The organism is Legionella sp. PATHC035, from assembly GCF_026191115.1.
In the GTDB taxonomy this organism is placed as follows: domain Bacteria; phylum Pseudomonadota; class Gammaproteobacteria; order Legionellales; family Legionellaceae; genus Legionella.
In genome coordinates this window covers 1-21,393 of sequence record NZ_JAPHOT010000002.1, presented here as the reverse complement: position 1 = coordinate 21,393, position 21,393 = coordinate 1, and the positions used below count along the sequence as shown (strand labels likewise).

Genomic DNA, 21,393 nt, shown 5'->3' with positions numbered 1-21,393 from the left:
TCAACAAATCTTATAGACTGACACTTAAACGCAAAATTAATCTGCGAGATCGTCACCATGTGTCATTCTATAAGAATCTGAGTGTTTGTTATCCACCTCAAAACAATATCACATCACCAGAAGATATAAAATATTTAATCCACAGCTCCTGACAATTCCTCTGGGAATAAAATTTTACTAATCATATAATACCGTATTAGTTAACAACGGCGGATTTAGTGTGAATATAAATGAGTTTGTTGTAGAGGAAAAAATCATTGAGATTCGCAACAAACATGTCATTATCGATAGTGATGTTGCTGAGTTATATAATGTAGAAACTAAAAGAATAAATGAAGCGGTGAGTCGAAATCCTGAAAAATTCCCAGCCGGGTATCTCATTGAGTTAACTCACGAAGAGTGGGAGCCATTGAAGTCGCAATTTGCGACCTCAATAAAAGGTGGTAAGACAAAACTACCTACAGCCTTTACTGAAAAAGGCTTATATATGCTGGCCACAATATTAAAAAGCCAGAAAGCAACAGAAACCACTTTAGCCATTATAGATACTTTTACAAAAGTTAGAGAAATATCACGCACGATTAAGGCAATACCACAAACCCCACAAAACTCACCAAAATACCAAGAGCTTATGCAAAAAACAGGGGACTTAATTTCTGATTTAGTTGTTCCGGAACAATTAGATACTTCTGAAACCGAAGCAAGTATTGAAGTCAATCTTGCAATTGTGAAATTCAAATATACCGTAAAGAAAAAAAACAAATGAATTCTTTATTAAATAGGGGAAACTTAATAAGTTAGCGATATTTAGATTTTGACATGGGTTTTTATACAAATAAGTGCTTTTTTTCTAAGAAAATACACACCACCCTATTTATAACCCAACTAACGGTCTGGATATGACAAATATTTGTCGCTGAAATGCATTTATCAATAAATTAAAGGAATAACTTTAATACTGATTCTAATCACTACCAAGGTAGAGCTTATCATTTAAGGATAAAAAGAAATGCCTGTTGCGGTAATTATTCTTCTGATTGTACTAATTACAATTGCATTGCGCAGAATGACAAGCGTCGTTATCCCTATCTGGACAATAATGGCTATCGGTGCCATTGTTACTTTATTGTTTCAACAAATAACACCACTACACGCTCTCACTGCTATTGAACCGGAAGTGATATTTTATTTGTTTGGTGTTTTTTTAATTTCTCAGGCTGCAGAAGAAAACGGTTATTTGGAACACTTGACTGATCAGATTTTTTATTACACCAACACCGGGAAACAAGCGTTATTGTTGATTGTTTTTATACTTGGGTTAGGTGCAGCACTAATAATGAATGATACAATAAATACCTATCGATCCGCTCGCCTCGGAGCATCAACAAGATTCAACATTAGGAACTAATCACAAACACTGGTTTCAAGCTAAATTTTTTCAACAATATCGCTTATTTTTTAGGTACCATCAAGCAAAGTAAAATAATTATCTATGCTTGGGTTAATGATGACAGTACTAAAAGAGCCGATGATAATAAAGCAGATACTCATTACATATTTCAAAAAATGCTTAAAAACTGACGGAAGATTGACAAATCTTTTTTAAATACTATTTTTAATATTGTGCGTTGCAATACAAGGAAAGTTATTATGGCCATTTTATATTATCAGATTAAAGGTATTAACCCTTTAGAAGAACTATACAAAGAAGTTATGAATTTTAATGTTAAAACAACTCAAAAAATTACCTCTATGCCTTCTACAGCATTGATGTATTATTATAACCCAGAAAAGTTATTAGAAAAAAATATAGAAGTATTATTTAAAAATGGTTACATAACTTTAAATTATCTGAGTAATGTATTAGATATCATGGAGAAACAGTGTCTAACTAATTTTGATAATATAAAAGGTGTTTGGAATAATATGGCTGATATAAGCAGAGCTTATAACGAAGTTTATTCTAAAATGCTTTATAGTCATCCATAGGTAACAACGGACGATTACGAGCAATTTACTCTAATTGTACAACAGAGTTGAGCTGAATTTTAGATATACAGTAAACTCTGATGACTGCAATTGACGATTTTTATCAAGGCACACAATACTATCATCCGTCCTTACCACTATATTTTTTACACTTTACTGAAAGGGCAAGATCTCTGATAAGCGATTGAATCAAAATTGGAAAACTCTAACATCAGGTGAAAAATCAAGTCCTGCCAACAATCAATCTAACTGCTGATGGCTAATTAGGTAATGGGTTTTTTCTTGCTGCAGGTACTTCCTCTTGAGTTCTTAAACCGACATTGATAAAAGACATACCTTCTTGAAGGAGGCGTATGCAATCGCTTGCGACACAAACCGAATGTAGCCAACTTCAGCTCATTGCACTTGCAATACTCTTTCTTAATTTTTTAAAGTGACGAATTTCGCGGAGCAACTCCTCAATTTGGTCACCTTGTTGCTGCAATTGGGTAATTAGTTTTTCAATTACTAATAGCAATGAGGATACGAACGGTGTTTCCGACTCTTCTTTTACTTTAGCTTCAGATTTTAATGGAGGTATAGTCATACACTAAGTCTAATAGATTCACTAATAGACAACGAGCAGGTAGTTCTTAAAATGCTTTGATCTTTTGTCACTTCGGTTATACCTTGCCACAATTTATTGGGAAGTTTACTAACTAACCGAATTTATGAGAAAAATAACTTTAATTCAATACAATAACAGAAAACATTAAATGGATTATAATTATACAAATAACCACAAAATCAAAAAACAGGGTGGATGATATGAAAAACTTAATTGAATCCGTTGATGTCATTATCGTGAGAGTTTATATGCTTGAAAAATCACGCTTTATTCGAAATATATTTGATTATTTAGAAAATGAAGCAAAAATCCGCGGTATCACCATGTTTCGTGCAATTAAGGGTTTTGGTGATACCGGTGAGCACTACATGTCTATAGTGGATGGCATATGGGAACTACCTATTATTATTGAGTTTTTTGATACTGAAGATAAGATCAAAATTGCTTTAGAGTATTTAAGTAAGATTATTAAAACAGAACATATCGTCTTCTGGAAAGCAAAATCAAATATCTAAAATCTAAAATTTTTAATGTCTTAGTCATAAGGATTCGGACTATACTAAATCTTAAAGAAGTTAAACGTCAATTAGTTATATAGAACCGTGCTCGAACCGTAACATATTAAGTAAGGGACTACATGAATCAAATTCTTATCCTTGCGACTCTATGGGTTGGATTGGCATTGATTTCTTCAATGATCTCATATTTTTTAGGAATTGCAACCGCCCTATCTGAGATCTTTGTTGGGATAGTGGCGCAACTTATTATAGGAACCTGGTTAGGATCACTGCTCTTGGATCCCAGCCAAATATGGATACAATTTCTGGCTGGAGCTGGTGCTATTTTATTGACCTTTTTAGCAGGTGCTGAGCTTGATCCTGTTGTATTTAAAGCAAAATGGAAAGAAGCCACTCTTATAGGACTTATAAGCTTCTTCGCGCCATTCTTAGGTTGTGCAGCCCTTGCATACTATGGTCTTCATTGGAACATTGAGGCGAGTTTATTAACGGGGATTGCTCTGTCAACAACTTCAGTCGCGGTAGTATATGCAGTCATGTTGGAGTTTGGGCTTAATGCTACCGATTATGGGAAAACAGTTCTTGCTGCTTGTTTTGTTACTGATCTTGGAACAGTGCTTGCATTAGGATTGTTGTTTTCACCTTTTGGGTTAAAAACGATTATCTTTTTTTTCACTACACTTATTGTTTGCTTTATTCTTCCCAAAGTAACGAAACAGCTATTTAAATTATTTGGTAACCGACCTTCTGAATTTGAAACGAAATATTTACTAACCTGTTTGTTTGGATTAGGGGCTCTTGCAGTGTGGGCTGGAAGTGAGGCCGTACTTCCAGCCTATTTAGTGGGGATGGTACTTGCAGGCACTGTTGGAAAAGAGCATACTCTCATTCGTCGACTACGTACGGTAACTTTTGGGTTATTAACCCCTTTTTATTTCCTACGAGTTGGTTCCTATGTGTCAGTACCGGCTTTAATAAGTGCTCCTTTCATTATTACAGTATTATTTTTTGGTAAAATAATAACCAAAACCATTGGAGTGTACCCTGTAACACGATTCTTTGGTTCTAATCGAGGTGAGGGAATTTACACTACATTACTGATGTCTACGGGACTGACCTTTGGGAGTATCTCCGCTTTATATGGATTAACACATGGCGTCATCGATACAAAGCAATATTCCTATCTTATTTCTGTAGTTGTTGGCAGTGCTATTATTCCAACTATAATCGCTAACTTATTTTTTATGCCTCACCACTTATTGCGTAAAAATAAAGACAAAATAACGCGTCCAAAACAGAAAACTATAACAACAAAACCAATTGAATCGACTAAAAATAATTAGTGAGGAACCAATGATGATGAAACACATTTTAGTGCCTTATGATGGATCCGAGCAAGCTGAAAAGGCTTTTGATGTCGCTCTTGAATTCGCTGCAAAATTTAAATCCAAGATTACTGTATTGTCTGTAGCCCGCATACCTGAACCACCAGAAGATGAAGAAACAGAAGCTATTGTTGAGGCCGCCGAAAAACAATATGAAGAGTTATTTAAAAAACTTCAAGCTAAGGCTACTGCGTCTTTGTCCTTAAAGTTGAATTTTGAAATAAAAGGTGGGCATCCGGCAGAGCAAATTATTTATGTAGCTGAAGAAAAAGAGGTGGACCATATTGTTATGGGACATAGAGGCAATACCTATTTCAAGCGATGGTTATTAGGATCTGTTGCAAAACAAGTAATGATCTATGCTCATTGTGCCATTACTATTGTGAGATAGCATATACTATGAACGCTTTATTAAAAGAAGATATATCAAAAAAAACGGCACTAAAGTTCGTCATTTTAATTGGTGTTGTTAGTTTATTTGCTGATATGACCTATGAGGGTGCTCGAAGTATCACCGGACCCTATTTAGCCATTTTAGGTGCAAATGGCGCAATCGTGGGATTTGTATCAGGATTCGGCGAATTGGTTGGCTATGCATTACGTATCGTATCTGGTTATCTTGCCGATCGCACGGGTAAGTACTGGACAATCACCATTTTAGGTTATGTTTGTAATTTGTTGGCGGTCCCTTTATTAGCACTCGCAGATCACTGGTGGATTGCAGCAGTGCTTATGATAATTGAACGAATGGGCAAAGCCATGCGAGTACCTTCACGAGATGCGATGTTATCCCACGCAGGGCAAAAAATGGGTATGGGGTGGGTATTTGGATTACACGAGGCGCTGGACCAAACCGGTGCCATGTTAGGCCCTCTTATTATAGCCTTGGTATTGTATTTCAAAGGTAGTTATCAAGAAAGTTTCGCACTTTTATTAATTCCCGCACTTTTGGCGTTAACAGTACTCGGATTTGCTCGATGGCTTTATCCTAATCCCCAGTCTTTAGAGGTAGAACATGATAACATTAAAGCAAAAGGGATGGATACTTCTTACTGGATCTATTTAACAAGTGCCTCATTAATCGCAGCAGGCTATGCTGATTTTCCATTAATGGCTTATCATTTTCAAAAAACTGCGTTATTGTCACCCATGTGGATTCCAGTTTTTTACTCGATTGCGATGGGAGCTAATGTAATAGCAGCACCCCTATTGGGACACTATTATGATCGGAAGGGTTTTTTAATTTTAATTCTAATAACTAGTGTATCCAGCTTTTTTGCACCTTTAGTGTTTTTAGGGAGTTTTAAGCTAGCTTTAATTGGAGTAATTTTATGGAGTATTGGTGTTGGTGCCCATGAATCATTAATGCGTGCCATTATTGCTCATATGGTACCTAAAGAACAACGTGGTTCTGCGTATGGGGTATTTAATACGGGATTTGGGATTTTTTGGTTTTTGGGCAGTTTTTTAATGGGAGTACTCTATGATATCTCTATACCTTCATTGGTAATTTTTTCTTTGCTCATTCAATTGTTAGCCGTCCCTTTATTATGGATTGTCAAGAACCAACTTAAATAAAATAACAATGTAACTTGAGGCATCTATGCTACAAATCAATATTCCAGGATTTAGCGCACTAAAATTAAACTATGCCTTAATTGATTATAATGGCACGTTGGCGGTTGATGGAAAATTATTAAAGGGTATTACCCCTATATTAAACGCTCTTTCTAAGCATTTGGAAATTCATATTATTACTGGTGATAGTTTTGGTACAGCTAAAACAGAACTTGCTGGCATCAATTGTACCCTAACTATTTTGCCTCCAGAAAATCAAGCAATTGCTAAGCAACAATACTTGCAGCAATTAAATTCCAATGAGACTGTTGTAATCGGAAATGGACAAAATGATAGTTATATTCTTAAGGATTCTGCGTTAGGAATTGTTATTCTAAGTCATGAAGGTGCAGCAATTGACTCAATTATGTCTGCTAACCTTATGTTGCCATCTATATTTCAAGCACTGGATTTATTACATCATCCTCATCGACTAATTGCTACATTGAGATCGTGATTTAAATTTATTATTTAGCAAGGATACTAAAATAATGACCCACATCGAATCAGTACGCGCTTCTGAGATTTTAGATTCGCGTGGCAATCCGACTATTCAAGTACATATTTATTTAAAAAATGGCATTGTTGGTACATCGAGCGTTCCATCAGGTGTTTCGACAGGGAAATTCGAAGCGGTTGAGTTGCGTGATAATGATATTCATCGCTATCAAGGAAAAGGGGTACTTAAGGCTGTTGATCATATAAATCGTATTATTGCTCCTGTTCTTATTGGCCAGAATCCAGTATCTCATCAATCTGAACTTGACTATCTGATGATCAATTTAGATGGCAGCGAAAATAAATCCATTTTAGGGGCAAATGCTATAGTCGGCGTGTCGCAAGCAATAGCTTGTGCTGCTGCAAAAGCATGTGATATGCCCTTATATGTTTATCTTGGCGGAATTGGTCAAACAAAGTTACCTATGCCGATGATCAACATTATTAATGGCGGTAAACATGCGGATAATAATCTGAATGTTCAAGAATTTATGATTGTCCCAATTGGCGCACCTACTTTTACTGAATGTCTACGTTATTCAATCGAAACATTTAATTGTCTGAAACAAATTTTACATGATAAAGGGTATAGCACTAATGTTGGGGACGAGGGTGGGTTTGCGCCTCAATTAAAAAACAATGAAGAAGCTTTGAATTTGATTGTTCAAGCAATTGAAAAAGCTCATTTTGCGCCAGGAAAAGATTTGGCGATTGCTTTAGATCCGGCAGCAAGTTCATTTTATAAAAAGGGTCAATACTATATTTCTACTTCAGAACAAGATGGAAAATCAAGTGCGGATCTAAATGAGTTTTATAAATTATGCATTAAACAATATCCTATCGTTTCAATTGAAGATGGTCTGGATGAAAATGATTGGGATGGATTTCGAAAACAAACAGCCATGCTAGGAGAAAAAATACAAATTGTGGGTGATGATATCTTAGTTACAAATCCTAAATTTATCAGTCGCGCAATAAAAGAAAAAACATGCAATGCGGCCTTAATCAAGCTCAATCAGATAGGAACAGTCACCGAGACCATTAAGGCTATTGAACTGTGCCGTAAAGCACAGTGGAATTATGTTATTTCCCATCGGTCAGGTGAAACTAATGATGCCTTTATTGCTGATTTTGCTGTTGCAATGGGTGGAGGGCAAATTAAAACAGGATCCGTTTGTCGTGGAGAACGTATTGCCAAATATAATCGCTTATTGGAAATTGAAACTCAACTTGGGGAGGATGCTGTCTTTGAAAATCCCTTTAAATTAGGCATTAAGGTGTAGTAGTAATACAAATAAATATAATCTTACAGATTAATTCTCATTAATCTAAATATGATTTGTTGAACGTCTTAATAATTTCGTTAGTTTTATAATCAACAATCTCACCATGAACATTTCCAAAATTCCCATTTACTTGTGCTAACATCCAAACGTATAGATGTTCAATGTTATCGCCAGACTGAGTAGCAATTTTTTCCTCATTACAATATACATTTGCAATATATTGAAACTCCATTAGATAGTCCTTTTAGTTAATTAATTGGATCAAGCCTGATCTGCAAACTAAGAATAAATTTTTCCCTTGAGATTTTCTTTGACTAGTTGTATGAAACTCTTCTTGGAAAATGTTGTGTAAAAGAATAATAATAGCATATCAAATAACTTTCTACAGAGAGCTAATATGCAAGATCAAAACATTTTTTTAAAAAGAAAACCATCATGGCACTTTATATTGATTCTAATTAATGTGGTTGGATTTATTTTATTGGCTTTAGCCATAAAATCGCATGGATCAAGTTTTTCTCTCAATATTGAAGCTTATAATTATTTCCATACGCTACGTAATAATATAATCAACAATATTGCCATACTTCTATGCTTGTTGGGCGATAAGAAAGTAATCATACCAACATTTGGGATCATCTGTTTATGGTTGCTTTATCAAAAGCAACAACGCGCTGCTTTTTATTGTTTCCTTACAGTAGCTTCTGCTGTAATAACAACTTATTTATTTAAAATTGGGGTTGCTTCACCACGTCCAGGTGATATGACGCTCGCTCTAAAAAATTTCTCATTTCCCAGTGGACATGTCACATTAATTAGTGCTTATCTCATTTTTTTATATGCTTTAATTGCCCCAGCATTTCATGATTCGCAACGTAAACTGATGGCGATTGGTGCTGCTGCATTGATTGTCGCTGAACTATTCGCTCGTCTCTTGTTAGATGCACATTGGGTGACTGATATTCTAGCAGGGCTCTTGTTGGGGATAAGTTGTGGTTTGTTGGGCGTATATGGCTATTATCAAAAATTTAAAGCAATAAATAATCCCAAACAATTCATCGTAGTAGTACTACTCACATTTTTTATTGTCAGTTGTATTTACATGGCACTTTTTTATAAAAAAATGCTTAGTGAATATCAAATAGAAAATGGTGTTATAGGTGGCAGTTTTCATAAAACAATTTAATGCTTAATGGGTGCAATCTTTTAATGTTACTAATGTTATCAATATGGGTCCGCTTAAGACCAAACTGCTCGTCAGGGACATAGATGAATAAGCCAAATAAAATTGCCGTATCAATGAAAAAATATATTTGGGTATTATATTTTCTTAAACGCGATCCCAGAGTTAATTGGAAAGTTAAATTAGTTGTACTGATAACTCTCACTTATGCATTGAGCCCCATAGATTTAATTCCTGATTTCATTCCTATTTTAGGATTGCTCGATGATTTAATCATTATCCCTTTAGGAATTTACTTAGCTATTAAACTAATACCTCAAGAAGTTTGGAATGACTGCAATCGGCTTGCAGAGATTTCTATTGATAAAGGTGAATTACTACCAAAAAACTGGATTGTTGCCTTCATTATTGTACTATTGTGGCTAGTTATTATTGGGTTAGTTGGAAAATGGTTCTGTCAAAAAATATTCTAACGATTGGGAGCGACTGTTAATATACCTTGTTCAGCTTGGTTGCCAATTCAAATGCGGCTTTGACTCTGCATAGAAATTTCAAAATATATTGAACTATTTATAAACATTTCTACATTACATTTTTCCCACTTTAGTAAGATGCTACCACCAGACTCTAAAAGGGGTATTCCATTAGGTTCAAAAAGGCATTAGTGGTTTTTCAATGCGCCAAGAACCGAATGGTACCATTATACTCGAGCCTTTTTGCTGAAATACCTGCAAAAGAAAAATGGCTTTTTGAAAATACAGCCGTTCTAAGTAAAGTACGCATAAGATTAGAACAGGCCAAAAATAAAAAACTGATTCATCGAGGTGGCTTTTCTCAGTTTGCTGACGATGAAATCGAGTAACAATGGTTCAATTGTTATTTACTTCTCAATCTGATCAATACTTAAATCAATTGGAAATAATTTATTCGCTGCATAAGCGATGTAAAGCCGTTAAAAAAGCATTGGGGGTTTTTGGAAGACATCCTAGTCTTAATACTCCTCAGTACTCTTATGCGCAAGGTCCTTCTGGAGAAGAGGTATTTGAGGCCTATGAGAAAATAATACCTCCACAGCTTACCGTATATTTTGGTACTATAGTCCTGATAAAAAACAAATTACACTTATTGCAATTACCCCTATCCTTAACCATCCTCTTGTTGTTGCGCGCTGCGACAACATACGTCAATATACTATTAATAAATAGAATCTTAGTAGGTAGCTTATCATGACTTAATCCGTTAGATTATCTGCCTCATTAGGTAAACAAGCGTAAATTGTAGAAATGTTTCGTACTGGTGCAAGCCATATAGGGCAGAAAAAGCCGATACTGAAATGGGGAAAGGAGAACTGGAGTTGTTAGGGATGCTTTAATTCAAATGTTCTAATCAAGAATTTTTTGCTTGGTTATATAATATGAAGAAAATGAATTAATATTATCCTTACGCATCTCATTCATTTTACACGTAAAGGGACTTTAAGGTCAGGATATGAAAAAAAAAGATGTTCTACTAAGAATCATACCCATAATATACCTCTTCTGGAGAACATCCTTCGCGCTTGCACAAAATCTACCACTGACGTTAACTGAAGCAGAGCATCTAGCCATTAATAAATCTCCAGAACTGCAACGTTTAAACGCGAATAGCCAAGCTCTTAAACAACAATCGATAGCAGATGGGCAACTACCCGACCCCCAATTAGCTGCTGGGACCATTAATGTTCCGACCGATACGTTCAGCTTTACTCAAGATGAAATGACCATGGTACAAGTAGGCTTTCAGCAACAGTTTGCGCGGGGCAAATCGCTTAAAATGAAATCACAGCAAACGCGCGCATTAGCCAAAACTGAGCTCGTTAAAATCGAAGAACAAAAGCTGACACTGGTCCGTACTGTACGAGAAGTTTGGTTGGAATTATTTTACTGGACCGAAGCCCTACGCATCATAAAAACTAATGAATCACTGTATAAAGAGCTGCTTCAAGTCACCCAATCGCAATACAGCACAGGCAAGATCAACCAAACGGATATGATACAAGTTCAGTTGGAGTTATCACGATTAAAGAATCAAATGATTCAAAATAAACAGCAAATTGCTGTGTTGAAAGCACAACTGGGACGCTGGATTGGCATGAATAATGTCCAGCGTCCCTTAGCACTGTCGATGCCCCATTGGTCTGCCCTGCCTTCCATGGCGACATTACAAAACCACCTGATGAAGCATCCCGTATTAGAAGCAGATGCAGCCAATGTGGAAGCCACGTCTTTTGAAGTTGCTTATGCTAAAGAACAATACAAACCTGGATGGCTATTGGGTGTAGGTTATGGATTAAGACAAGGCAGGATGCCCGATGGAACGCCGCGCTCTGATATGCTGACGGCTCAAGTCACTATGGATTTACCCTTTTTTACCGCCAACCGCCAAGACCGCCAACTCAATGCAAGCCTTAATAAATTAAATGCCACCCAAATGGACAGACACATCCATTATCGCGATTTACTCCAATCACTTACGGTACAATATACTACTTGGGAACACCTTTTAGAGCGCGAACAGCTATACAACACGCAATTAATTCCAGAAGCCAAACAAAATGCCAAAGCAGCATTACTCGCCTATCAAAATACGACGCTCGAACTCACCGCCGTCTTACGGGCCTACAGCAGTGAATTAACCATCCAATTAGAACACATTCAACTCCAAGTAGATCGCTTAAAAGCTCATGCGACTTTGCTCTATCTCGAAGGAACGCCAACATGAACAAAAAATTAATCGCTTTTGCACTCATTACTCTGATTCTAGGCGTTGTTCTTGGACGATGGACCACTAACACCACCGTGTCCCAAAAGGATAAAAAACCCATGTATTGGATTGATGCCATGGAGCCAACCATTCACTACCCAGGACCTGGAACATCACGTATGGGTATGGAGTTAACTCCTGTCTATGCTGAGGAACATCAGAATGAGGCAACAGTGCACATCTCACCTGCCGTTATTAATAATTTAGGCATTCGACTTGCCCCTGTAGTACAAACTGATTTGGCAAAAACAATGGATACCGTGGGCTATGTAGAGCCTAATGAGAATGAAATTGGCCACATTCACACTTATGCTGACGGTTGGGTAAAAAATCTGGTAGTTAAAACAGTGGGTGAACCAGTAAAAAAAGGCCAACTTCTATTACAATATTACTCTCCCCAACTAGTCACTGCTCAAGAAGAATACTTGATCGCCCTAGAAAGTAAAAATCCTGCCTTAATCAAGGCTTCCTATAAAAAATTACAAGCCTTACACATCTCTGAACAACAAATTCAAGAAATCAAAACAACGCGTAAGACCAATCAATTAGTCGCCATTTATGCACCTCAAGAGGGGATTGTGGCCCAGTTGAATATTCGTGAAGGCATGCGAGTAACCCCCGATATAGAGATGATGAGTCTTGTAGACCTGGCCAGTGTATGGATGATTGCCCAGATTTTTGAAGAACAAGCCAATTGGGTCCATATTGGCGATTGCGCAACAGCAAAAATATCTGCATTTCCACAAAAACGATGGAAAGGTGCTGTAGAATACATTTATCCGCAATTAGATCCCACAACCCGCACTGTTAAAGTCAGATTTCGCTTTGATAATCCGGATGGCCAGTTAAAACCTAATATGTATGTCAGTATTGTCATTCTTACACAACCTAAAGCCAATGTGCTCAATATTCCCCTTGAGGCATTAATTAGAAATAGTCAAGGCGACCGAGTGATTGTTGCTTTAGGTCAAGGACGATTTGAAGTCCGCCCTATAACAATAGGGATGGAAGCAGAAAATCAAGTGGAAATTATCTCAGGACTAAAGCGTGGGGAGGAGGTAGTCATCTCCGGGCAATTTCTTCTGGACTCAGAATCTAATTTAAAAACTGGACTTGAACGGCTACAAACATCTAAAAAGAACATGAGTGACCAAGTATCTGCTGCATCAATTGATCCAATAATTAGGGGATTGGGGACTATAACAGAAGTGAACCCAGCCAAGCATTCTTTAACGATACAACACGATGCCATACCTACTTTAAATTGGCCTGCAATGAAAATGAATTTTTCAGTGTCACCAGAAATTGTGTTGGATGATTTTAAAATCGGAGACTTAATTCAATTTGATTTAGAAAAAAAGAACACTGATTTTATGATTATGAAGATAAAAAAACTACCCAAGGACGATCACTCTAAATGATAGCTGCCATTATTCGCTGGTCTATTAAAAATCGCTTTTTAACTTTACTAATGACCGGCATGCTCATACTCGGCGGCATTTATACAGTAAAATACACTGTAATCGATGCCATTCCTGATTTATCCGATGTGCAAGTGATCCTAAAAACAGAGTTTCCGGGACAAGCACCTCAAATAGTTGAAGATCAAGTGACCTATCCCTTAACTACCTCGATGCTCTCAGTACCCGGTGCTGTGACTGTACGAGGTGAATCCGGTTTTGGGGTGTCTTATGTGTATGTTATTTTCCAAGATGGGGTTGATTTGTATTGGGCTCGTTCTCGCGTTTTGGAATATTTAAGTCAAATTGCCAATCGTCTGCCAACGGGAGCCCAACCCTCTTTAGGCCCTGATGCAACCGGTGTGGGCTGGGTGTACGAATATGCATTAGTCGATCGCACAGGAACTCATGATCTGGCACAATTAACCAGTCTGCAAAATTGGTTTTTAAAATACGAATTACAAAAAGTACCTGGTGTTGCTGAAGTAGCTACCGCGGGAGGAATGGTTAAGCAATATCAAATTATCTTAGCTCCCGATCGGTTACGCGCCTACGGATTAACTCTTGCACAAGTCAAACAAGCCATTGTACGTGGCAATCGTGAAGCAGGGGGTTCTGCCATTGAAGTGGGAGAAGCTGAATACATGATACGCGCTAAAGGATATTTAAAATCCATAAAAGATATGAAGCAAATTCCAGTAGGACTCGGAAAAAATGGCATTCCAATTTTACTACAAGAAGTCGCTCAGGTGCAGTTAGGCCCACAAATGCGCCGGGGAATTACCGAGCTAAATGGTCAAGGTGAGGCGGTAGGTGGCATTATCGTCATGCGTTTTGGGCAAAACGCCATGCAAACCATAGCCCATGTCAAAGAAAAACTAAAGCAATTGCAAGCCAGTCTACCCAAAGGGGTGGAGATTATTACAACGTATGATCGCGCAAACTTAATTCAACGTGCCATTAATACTTTAAAAGATAAATTGACTGAGGAGTTCATTGTTGTTTCGCTCATTTGTGTCGTCTTTTTATTTCATTTTCGTTCTTCATTAATTATTGTCATAAGCCTTCCTATTGGCATTTTATTGGCGTTAATGGTTATGCACCTTCAAGGCATTAATGCTAATATCATGTCTTTAGGAGGTATTGCCATAGCCATTGGCGCCATGGTTGATGCCGCGATTGTCATGATTGAAAACGCCCACAAACATCTTGAACATGACGCTTTTACAGAAAAGAATCGCTGGCACATCATGGAACAAGCAGCTCTCGAGGTTGGACCTCCTTTATTTTTTTCTTTACTGATTATTACCATTAGTTTTCTACCCGTTTTCACCTTGCAAGCACAAGAAGGACGATTATTCGCTCCTCTTGCCTATACCAAAACCTATGCAATGGCCGCCGCGGCATTACTCTCTATTACTTTAGTTCCCGTGCTTATGGGGTATTTCATTCGTGGTAAAATCAAACAAGAACATGAAAACCCCATTAATCGAGTATTACTCGCTCTTTATCAACCTGTATTACACGCCAGTTTAAACGCCCCAAAAATGATCTTAGCCGGAGCCACTCTGATTGTATTTCTTGGTTTTTTACCCCTTCATTACCTGGGTAATGAGTTTATGCCAGAACTTGATGAAGGCGATTTACTCTACATGCCCACAACCTTCCCTGGGATTTCCATCGGCAAGGCACAACAACTGCTGCAACAAACAGATAAACTCATTGCGACTATCCCTGAAGTCAAAACGGTATTTGGTAAAATGGGCAGAGCAGAAACTGCCACCGATCCAGCCCCCTTATCGATGGTCGAAACAACCATTCAATTTAAGCCCAAAAATGAATGGCGCCCAGGTTTGACCATGGATAAATTACGTGAGGAACTGTCTTTGCGTCTTAAACTGCCTGGACTTTCAAATGCCTGGGTGATGCCCATCAAAACCCGCATTGACATGTTAGCCACAGGAATAAAAACCCCTGTGGGCATTAAAATTGCAGGCCCTGACTTAAATACCATTCAGTCCATTGGAGAGCAACTCGAACGCATCTTAAAAAACATACCGGGTACCACGTCTGTTTTTGCAGAGCGCGTTGCAAGCAGCCATTACATCACCATTGACATAGACCGCCTCAAAGCGGCCCGTTATGGATTAAATATTGAGGACATTCAAGAAATTATTGAAACCACAGTCGGTGGCATGAATGTAACCCAAACAATTGAAGGACGAGAACGTTATCCGGTGAATCTGCGCTATCCTCGCGACATTCGTGATTCTTTAGAAAAGCTTCGTTTACTGCCTATTGTTACACCTACTGGTGCCACAATTCCGTTAAGTGAAGTCGCTTTTGTGTCGATTACAGAAGGCCCTGATATGATTCGCAGTGAAAATGCACGACTGAATGGATGGGTTTATATTGATATTGCCGGACGCGATTTAGGCTCTTATGTTCAAGAAGCACAAAATGCCGTTCAGAGTCAAGTAAAACTACCAGCAGGTTACTCATTAACTTGGTCAGGCCAATACGAATACTTAGAACGCGCCAAACAACGTCTCACTTTAGTTGCACCTTTAACCTTAGCGATTATTGCCTTTTTATTATATCTTAATTTTGGCCGATTGGGCGAAGTTTTGATTATCTTAGGAACATTGCCCTTAGCATTAGTAGGCGGGATTTGGCTCTTGTATTTATTAGGCTATCACCTATCTGTCGCAGTGGGAATTGGATTTATTGCTTTAGCTGGAGTAGCTGCAGAAACCGGTGTCATCATGCTCGTATTTCTTAATCAAGCTTTGGAAAAAGCACAACAAGATGCAGTACAGCAAAGACGATCAATGACTCAAGCGGATGTTTTTGAGGCCGTAGTGGCAGGAGCTCTGTTACGACTTCGTCCTAAAGTAATGACGGTGACCGCAATTATCGGCGGTTTATTACCCATCATGCTATTAAGCGGCACAGGCTCTGAGGTCATGCGACGCATTGCGGCCCCAATGGTTGGCGGCATGCTTAGTGCAACCGTACTTACTTTGATTGTTATTCCAGTGGTTTATCTGCTTTGGCAGCAAAGAAAATATAATAAATAATGAATGACAAAAAAGTTATCTGACTGTTTTTTTAAATACTGCAGTCGATGGTCTCGGGCAGCGGTTGCTGAAGAAGTTGGACTTTGTAAGGAGTTACTTATGAATAAAGCTATTTGTTTAATTACCCTTTTTATTATAACAGGCACCATAATGGGTTGCGTGCCAAGACATGTAGAGCCAGGTGCTAAAAACATTACGATTCTCTATGATAAAAATACTCAGCCTTTAAATGATTGTAAGTTTCTGGGAAAAATATCAGGCAAGGATGTACACGGCATGAAGCTTCAATTCACCTGGGGATTAGAAAAAAATCTAAAAAAAGATGACATCAATTTTCTTAAAAATGAAGGAGAAAAATTCAATGCCGACACCGTTGTATTTGAAAAACATCAAACCTTGGTTAAAAGATACTACACGTTGAGTCCGAATCGGCATACAGACATCGAAATACATTCTATTGAAGGAAGTGCTTATCGATGCTCTTCTCAAATAATGCCCACAATCAAACGATTGAACACCATAAATCATTCTGTTTATGAAAAGCCCGTTATCATAGAAAACAATTGAGCATATTGGCATTGGCAATCAGAGAATTTTTATCCCAATATTGGCTCGTAAATAATACATAAGTTGTGTCGCGATAACTGCATTAGGATTTTTCCTCAAAAAAATGGATTGCGTACATTGAAGCGCGCATCGTTTGGCTGGAGTTCAAGGAGATTGATAATGTTGGACGTTTTTAATAAAATTCAGTGGGTTGGTAGAGCAATTTTCCTCCATTTAGTGTAAGCTTACGTTCTTCATGATAAAGGTCAAGATGAAATGCGACCCCATTATTTTTATTCAATTTTATTTTTAATGACCTTGACTCTGCATACGAACACTAATGCAAATACAGTGAGTGTTTCGCAACCTCCTATTGCTGAGGACAGAACCATCAATGAACCGTTCTCTCTTTTAAATGATCGTGGCGTAGCTTATGCCGTAGGTCATGAGGTACCCCAAAATAACATTGAAGCCGTGAAACGCTTTCGCCAAGCTGCCGAACATGGATTACCCGTCGCGCAACGCAACCTTGGCATTATGTATGTATTCGGTAAGGGCGTACCGCAAAGTGATATGAAAGCCGCTCAATATTTTCGTAAAGCAGCACAACAAGGGGATGTCATAGCCCAGCTGAATCTGGGTGTGATGTGTGTCACTGGAAAAGGGGTCGCAAAGAATGAAAACGAAGCAGTGACATGGTTTCGTAAAGCAGCAGATCAAGGATTTCCGATAGCGCAACGCAATCTAGGTCTTATGTATGGGACTGGTAAAGGGATAAAGCAAAATTATACTAAAGCGTTTACGTGGTTTCGTAAAGCGGCTCAGCAAGGAGAGCCTATCGCTCAACTGAACCTTGCAGCAATGTATGTTGATGGGAAAGGGGTTTCACAAAGTGTCATGGAAGCTTTCTCATGGTTTCGAAAGGCAGCAGTACAAGGGGAGAAGATGGCTCAACTTCATCTTGGCTTCATGTATGCACAGGGTAAAGGGGTTCAGCGCAATGAACTTGAAGCAACCAAGTGGATTAGTAAAGCGGCACAACAAGGATTAGCTTTGGCTCAATTTAACTTAGGAACACGGTATGCAGAAGGCTTAGGGATTGAGCAAAACGATGCAAAAGCAGTGACATGGTTTCGTAAAGCGGCAAAGCAAGGAAATGTTTTGGCTCAACGCAGTCTTGCGATTATGTTCTCTACTGGACGAGGCATTCAGCAAAGTGATGTGGATGCGGTTAAGTGGTTTAAGCAGGCAGCACAACAAGGGGATTTAGTTGCCGAGTACAATCTTGGGGTGAAATACATCACGGGTAAAGGTGTTGCTCAAAATGATTCGAAAGCCGTTGCCTATTTTCGCAGGGCAGCGGAACAGGGGGTTTCCGAAGCCCAGTTTGCCCTTGCTGCCGTATACCATGATGGGGTAGGAGTTGAGAAAAATGATACTGAAGCGATGAAGTGGCTTCGAAAAGCGGCTCAGCAAGGAAATGCTAGTGCGCAAATACGATTAAATGCTTTGGAGCTAGGGTAACCCGTACTACTTTTTATCATTAGGATGATTGAGATGACAGATAAAATACGCGGAAAGGTAAAATGGTTTAATAAAGACAAAGGATTTGGCTTTATTGAGAGCAGCGGCAAAGATTATTTTGTTCATTTTAGTGCCATTCAAGGGAGTGGCTTTAAAAACCTTTTTGAAGGAGCTCGTGTTTTATTTAAAATTAGCAAAGGCCAGAAAGGTTTGCAGGCCGAAGAAGTTGAAATTACTTAACAATTCATTTATTTTCTTATACGAAAATGAATAAACTTTCAAAACAAAGGAGTTGTTTATGAAACGAATGACAGCAGTGGTAACAGGAGGTACAGGTGGGATAGGTTCTGCCATATGCCAGCGCCTTGCGGCTGATTATCAAGTTATTGCGTGTTATTTTAAAGGCGGTAAACATGATGAAGCTAAACGGTGGCAAGAAAGTCAGAGAGAGGTAGGTTATGATGTAGATATCCTCTATGGTGATACCACTCAATTTGCTGATTGTGAAAAACTCACCGATTTATTGATGGAGCGTTATGGGTGCATTGATGTTTTGGTCAATAATGCTGGCATCACTTGCGATACGACTTTAAAGAAAATGACCTCCCTACAATGGCAACAAGTTATTGATGCCAATTTGACCAGTGTCTTTAATATGACGCGTAATGTATTACCCTCCATGCTTGAGCAAGGCTATGGTCGAATTATTAGTATTTCATCGATTAATGGTCGCAAAGGCCAATTTGGGCAATGCAATTATGCTGCAACCAAAGCAGCTCTTTTTGGTTTTAGCAAAAGCTTAGCCCAGGAAGTGGCAAGTAAAGGAATTACAGTCAATACCATTTCTCCGGGATATATTGAAACGCCCATGTTAGCTGCTATCAAAAAAGAGATTCTTAATGCAATTATTACTTACATACCCGTTGGGCGATTAGGTAAACCCGAAGAGGTAGCTGATGCAGTCGCATTCCTTGCAGCTCCCGAAAGAGGTTTTATTACTGGTGCTAATCTAGATATTAATGGAGGACAATACATGTAGATGTCCTACTAATTGGGATGAGTTGCTGATTTTCGGTGAGTCAGGACTTTGCATCATGCGCCAATTTTTGTTTTTAGCCGTTTGGCCCCTCAGCGCAGTTTTCTCCATCATGTAGCTTTGGTTTTTCCGAAAAACTAAAGCGCATCGTATCAAAAGCAATGACTTTAATGAGCTTATTTACCTTTGTTGCCTGTACAGAGCTTCCTACTGGACTCATTGTATCCTTCGCGTGAGAAAAAGATGGATTAATACAAATCTCTGATAAGAAGCCTGTCAAAATAATTATTCTGCATAATGCAAACCATCCTACTTAAAAACCTTTATAATCCATTTTAAATTAACATTAATTTATAAATTAGGAATGGAGTATAGTGCGCACTATAACGGTTCCTGCCATAGGAAATCGCAGTTAAAAAATTCCAAGAATAAATGGCAGCTCCCCTTTCTTACAGTAGTACAGTAAGACCAAAAGTTATCGTATCTTGACTGGCTGCTTCCCCATTAATTATTTGTATGTTTTTAAAAGCGCCATAATCTTGCTCGTGTTCATACTCCACATTAATATTTAATCCAGGGGCTATGCGATAATAAGGCCTGACAATATAGCGCATTTGATTAAGCCCATTTCCGATATTAGCTTGAATAACTGTCTTTGACGCCAGAATACTACGTACCCCTGCTCTAATGAAAAAATTATTGGTAATTTGAGTATCTCGTGATAATTCCAAATCAAGTTTAGCACTGCCGTTATAGTAATAACCTCGAAGATTGGTATCGATAAAATAAGGCATTAATCCTTCAATACCAATACCTGGTTGCCAATAAGGAGTATTTGCTGGCTTATTGGTGTAGTTAGCTCCTGCTTTAATTGCCCAAAACTGACTGATTAAATGCCAATAAAAAATATCAATGTCAGCACTTTCGACTTTCCCTTTCAACAGTTCTGCATCATTAACAAACAATTCCAGTTTATTGTAATCAGGACCATATAAACCCTTATAATTAAGACGTTGTGCATTATGAAACGGATCGGCTCCGCCATCAATAAATGAGGCGCGCCACAAACCTGCAGGATGCACCATCGGATGCTTCACTAAAAAAGTATCAATAGGCATCGTTTCATCCACTCTCACAATGGGACGATTATAATAAGCAGTTTGTTTTATAATATCTTGTGGCTTTCTTTCACCTTTTGTAATGTCTATTAAGGTAGAATACTGAAACACCCGCGACATACCGGTCATCATGTGATAAAGAAAATGGCAGTGAAAAAACCACTGGCCACTGGCATCCGTATCGACATCCGCCGTTATCGTAGCTCCGGGGGGCACATCAATCGTATGTAATAAAGGATCGTAGGCATCATTTCCCTTACGCAAAATAAACCAATGACCATGAATGTGCATGGGATGATGCATCATGGATGTATTGGTAAACACAAACCGATAGCGTTTCCCAGGATCTAGTCGTATGGGTTGCGCTTTATAAGCAGGCACTCCATTGATAAACCAAATAAATCGATCCATATACCCAAACAATTCCATATTAATCACATGAGCTACTGGTGTGTTTGGATCATTCGTTTTCACTGCAGCAATCATCGGTTGATATTTAGTACCCAATGAGGTTTTGTAAGAAGAGCTCGGTGGACCCATTTTGTCTCCAATAATGGTAGGCTCCGTAGGCATCTTCATGTTGGAATCCATCTTCATGTTGGAATCCATCTTCATGTTGGAATCCATCTTCATGTTGGAATCCATCTTCATGTTGGAGTCCATCTTCATGTTGGAGTCCATCTTCATGTTGGAGTCCATCTTCATGTTGGAGTCCATCTTCATGTTGGAGTCCATCTTCATGTT

At 38.3% G+C, this 21,393-nt stretch carries 26 protein-coding genes; 22 read left to right on the top strand and 4 right to left on the bottom strand.

The genetic code is table 11. The annotated features are described in order from the left end of the window. The first annotated feature begins 220 nt into the window (after positions 1–220). From OQJ13_RS16160 to OQJ13_RS16140, 5 genes are all read left to right on the top strand, one after another. A complete protein-coding gene (locus tag OQJ13_RS16160) occupies positions 221–766 on the top strand; it encodes an ORF6N domain-containing protein (RefSeq protein WP_265711992.1) in 546 nt (181 codons plus the stop codon). A 243-nt stretch (positions 767–1,009) separates the two neighbouring features. After that, the gene (locus tag OQJ13_RS16155; protein ID WP_265711991.1) at positions 1,010–1,408 is read left to right on the top strand and encodes an SLC13 family permease; all 399 of its coding nucleotides are present in this window, start codon (positions 1,010–1,012) and stop codon (positions 1,406–1,408) included. Continuing rightward, positions 1,353–1,481 carry a type II toxin-antitoxin system YhaV family toxin gene (locus OQJ13_RS17105; protein ID WP_416209931.1) on the top strand — a complete coding sequence of 43 codons (129 nt, stop codon included), beginning with the start codon at positions 1,353–1,355 and terminating at the stop codon, positions 1,479–1,481. The genes OQJ13_RS16155 and OQJ13_RS17105 overlap by 56 nt, the downstream gene beginning before the upstream one ends. Next, positions 1,447–1,581: a type II toxin-antitoxin system YhaV family toxin gene (locus OQJ13_RS17040; RefSeq protein ID WP_416209930.1), complete on the top strand. Its 135-nt coding sequence runs from the start codon at positions 1,447–1,449 to the stop codon at positions 1,579–1,581. Before OQJ13_RS17105 ends, OQJ13_RS17040 begins: the two co-directional genes overlap by 35 nt. 69 nt (positions 1,582–1,650) lie before the next feature. Then, positions 1,651–1,989 (top strand): hypothetical protein, encoded by a 339-nt coding sequence (locus tag OQJ13_RS16140; protein WP_265711990.1) that lies wholly within the window; start codon positions 1,651–1,653, stop codon positions 1,987–1,989. A gap of 391 nt (positions 1,990–2,380) precedes the next feature. Here OQJ13_RS16140 and OQJ13_RS16135 read toward each other — a convergent pair whose 3' ends face one another. Next, on the bottom strand, positions 2,381–2,575 hold the full coding sequence (locus OQJ13_RS16135; RefSeq protein WP_265711989.1) for a hypothetical protein: 195 nt from the start codon (positions 2,573–2,575) through the stop codon (positions 2,381–2,383). Positions 2,576–2,796: 221 nt separating this feature from the next. Here OQJ13_RS16135 and OQJ13_RS16130 point away from each other — a divergent pair, with 221 nt between their 5' ends. From OQJ13_RS16130 to eno, 6 genes are all read left to right on the top strand, one after another. Then, the gene (locus OQJ13_RS16130) at positions 2,797–3,111 is read left to right on the top strand and encodes a DUF190 domain-containing protein (RefSeq protein WP_265711988.1); all 315 of its coding nucleotides are present in this window, start codon (positions 2,797–2,799) and stop codon (positions 3,109–3,111) included. A 122-nt stretch (positions 3,112–3,233) separates the two neighbouring features. Further along, a complete protein-coding gene (locus OQJ13_RS16125) occupies positions 3,234–4,457 on the top strand; it encodes a cation:proton antiporter (protein ID WP_265711987.1) in 1,224 nt (407 codons plus the stop codon). A gap of 10 nt (positions 4,458–4,467) precedes the next feature. Continuing rightward, positions 4,468–4,890, top strand: coding sequence for a universal stress protein (locus tag OQJ13_RS16120; RefSeq protein ID WP_265711986.1), 423 nt, complete (start codon positions 4,468–4,470; stop codon positions 4,888–4,890). Positions 4,891–4,898: 8 nt separating this feature from the next. Beyond that, positions 4,899–6,077: an MFS transporter gene (locus OQJ13_RS16115; protein WP_265711985.1), complete on the top strand. Its 1,179-nt coding sequence runs from the start codon at positions 4,899–4,901 to the stop codon at positions 6,075–6,077. Between the two features lie 25 nt (positions 6,078–6,102). Next, positions 6,103–6,573, top strand: a complete 471-nt coding sequence (locus OQJ13_RS16110) for an HAD family hydrolase (protein ID WP_265711984.1) — start codon at positions 6,103–6,105, stop codon at positions 6,571–6,573. A gap of 34 nt (positions 6,574–6,607) precedes the next feature. Further along, positions 6,608–7,897 (top strand): phosphopyruvate hydratase, encoded by a 1,290-nt coding sequence (gene eno, locus OQJ13_RS16105; RefSeq protein ID WP_265711983.1) that lies wholly within the window; start codon positions 6,608–6,610, stop codon positions 7,895–7,897. A gap of 40 nt (positions 7,898–7,937) precedes the next feature. On the opposite strand, the gene OQJ13_RS16100 is transcribed toward eno, so the two are convergent. Then, positions 7,938–8,132: a hypothetical protein gene (locus OQJ13_RS16100; RefSeq protein ID WP_265711982.1), complete on the bottom strand. Its 195-nt coding sequence runs from the start codon at positions 8,130–8,132 to the stop codon at positions 7,938–7,940. Between the two features lie 165 nt (positions 8,133–8,297). Between OQJ13_RS16100 and OQJ13_RS16095 the strand changes: the two genes are divergently transcribed. From OQJ13_RS16095 to phbB, 11 genes are all read left to right on the top strand, one after another. Further along, a complete protein-coding gene (locus tag OQJ13_RS16095) occupies positions 8,298–9,086 on the top strand; it encodes a phosphatase PAP2 family protein (protein WP_265711981.1) in 789 nt (262 codons plus the stop codon). 83 nt (positions 9,087–9,169) lie between these two features. Then, the gene (locus OQJ13_RS16090) at positions 9,170–9,556 is read left to right on the top strand and encodes a YkvA family protein (RefSeq protein WP_265711980.1); all 387 of its coding nucleotides are present in this window, start codon (positions 9,170–9,172) and stop codon (positions 9,554–9,556) included. Positions 9,557–9,774: 218 nt separating this feature from the next. Continuing rightward, complete coding sequence (locus tag OQJ13_RS16085; RefSeq protein ID WP_265711979.1) at positions 9,775–9,945, top strand: hypothetical protein; 171 nt, start codon at positions 9,775–9,777, stop codon at positions 9,943–9,945. Between the two features lie 2 nt (positions 9,946–9,947). After that, the gene (locus OQJ13_RS16080) at positions 9,948–10,313 is read left to right on the top strand and encodes a hypothetical protein (RefSeq protein ID WP_265711978.1); all 366 of its coding nucleotides are present in this window, start codon (positions 9,948–9,950) and stop codon (positions 10,311–10,313) included. A 258-nt stretch (positions 10,314–10,571) separates the two neighbouring features. After that, positions 10,572–11,843, top strand: coding sequence for a TolC family protein (locus OQJ13_RS16075; protein WP_265711977.1), 1,272 nt, complete (start codon positions 10,572–10,574; stop codon positions 11,841–11,843). Then, positions 11,840–13,306: an efflux RND transporter periplasmic adaptor subunit gene (locus OQJ13_RS16070; protein ID WP_265711976.1), complete on the top strand. Its 1,467-nt coding sequence runs from the start codon at positions 11,840–11,842 to the stop codon at positions 13,304–13,306. Before OQJ13_RS16075 ends, OQJ13_RS16070 begins: the two co-directional genes overlap by 4 nt. Next, positions 13,303–16,425: an efflux RND transporter permease subunit gene (locus tag OQJ13_RS16065; RefSeq protein WP_265711975.1), complete on the top strand. Its 3,123-nt coding sequence runs from the start codon at positions 13,303–13,305 to the stop codon at positions 16,423–16,425. The genes OQJ13_RS16070 and OQJ13_RS16065 overlap by 4 nt, the downstream gene beginning before the upstream one ends. Positions 16,426–16,524: 99 nt before the next feature. Continuing rightward, positions 16,525–16,992, top strand: coding sequence for a DUF4156 domain-containing protein (locus OQJ13_RS16060; RefSeq protein ID WP_265711974.1), 468 nt, complete (start codon positions 16,525–16,527; stop codon positions 16,990–16,992). Positions 16,993–17,247: 255 nt separating this feature from the next. Then, a complete protein-coding gene (locus OQJ13_RS16055; protein WP_265711973.1) occupies positions 17,248–18,495 on the top strand; it encodes a tetratricopeptide repeat protein in 1,248 nt (415 codons plus the stop codon). A gap of 33 nt (positions 18,496–18,528) precedes the next feature. Next, positions 18,529–18,735: a cold-shock protein gene (locus OQJ13_RS16050; RefSeq protein ID WP_265711972.1), complete on the top strand. Its 207-nt coding sequence runs from the start codon at positions 18,529–18,531 to the stop codon at positions 18,733–18,735. A gap of 58 nt (positions 18,736–18,793) precedes the next feature. Further along, positions 18,794–19,534, top strand: a complete 741-nt coding sequence (phbB, locus tag OQJ13_RS16045; protein ID WP_265711971.1) for an acetoacetyl-CoA reductase — start codon at positions 18,794–18,796, stop codon at positions 19,532–19,534. 73 nt (positions 19,535–19,607) lie between these two features. Here the strand turns inward: phbB and OQJ13_RS16040 are convergent, their stop codons facing one another. Together OQJ13_RS16040 and OQJ13_RS16035 are read right to left on the bottom strand one after the other, a co-directional pair. After that, positions 19,608–19,751, bottom strand: a complete 144-nt coding sequence (locus OQJ13_RS16040) for a hypothetical protein (protein ID WP_265711970.1) — start codon at positions 19,749–19,751, stop codon at positions 19,608–19,610. 229 nt (positions 19,752–19,980) lie between these two features. After that, positions 19,981–21,393: multicopper oxidase domain-containing protein (locus OQJ13_RS16035; RefSeq protein WP_265711969.1), on the bottom strand; the 1,413-nt coding region annotated here is incomplete at its 5' end.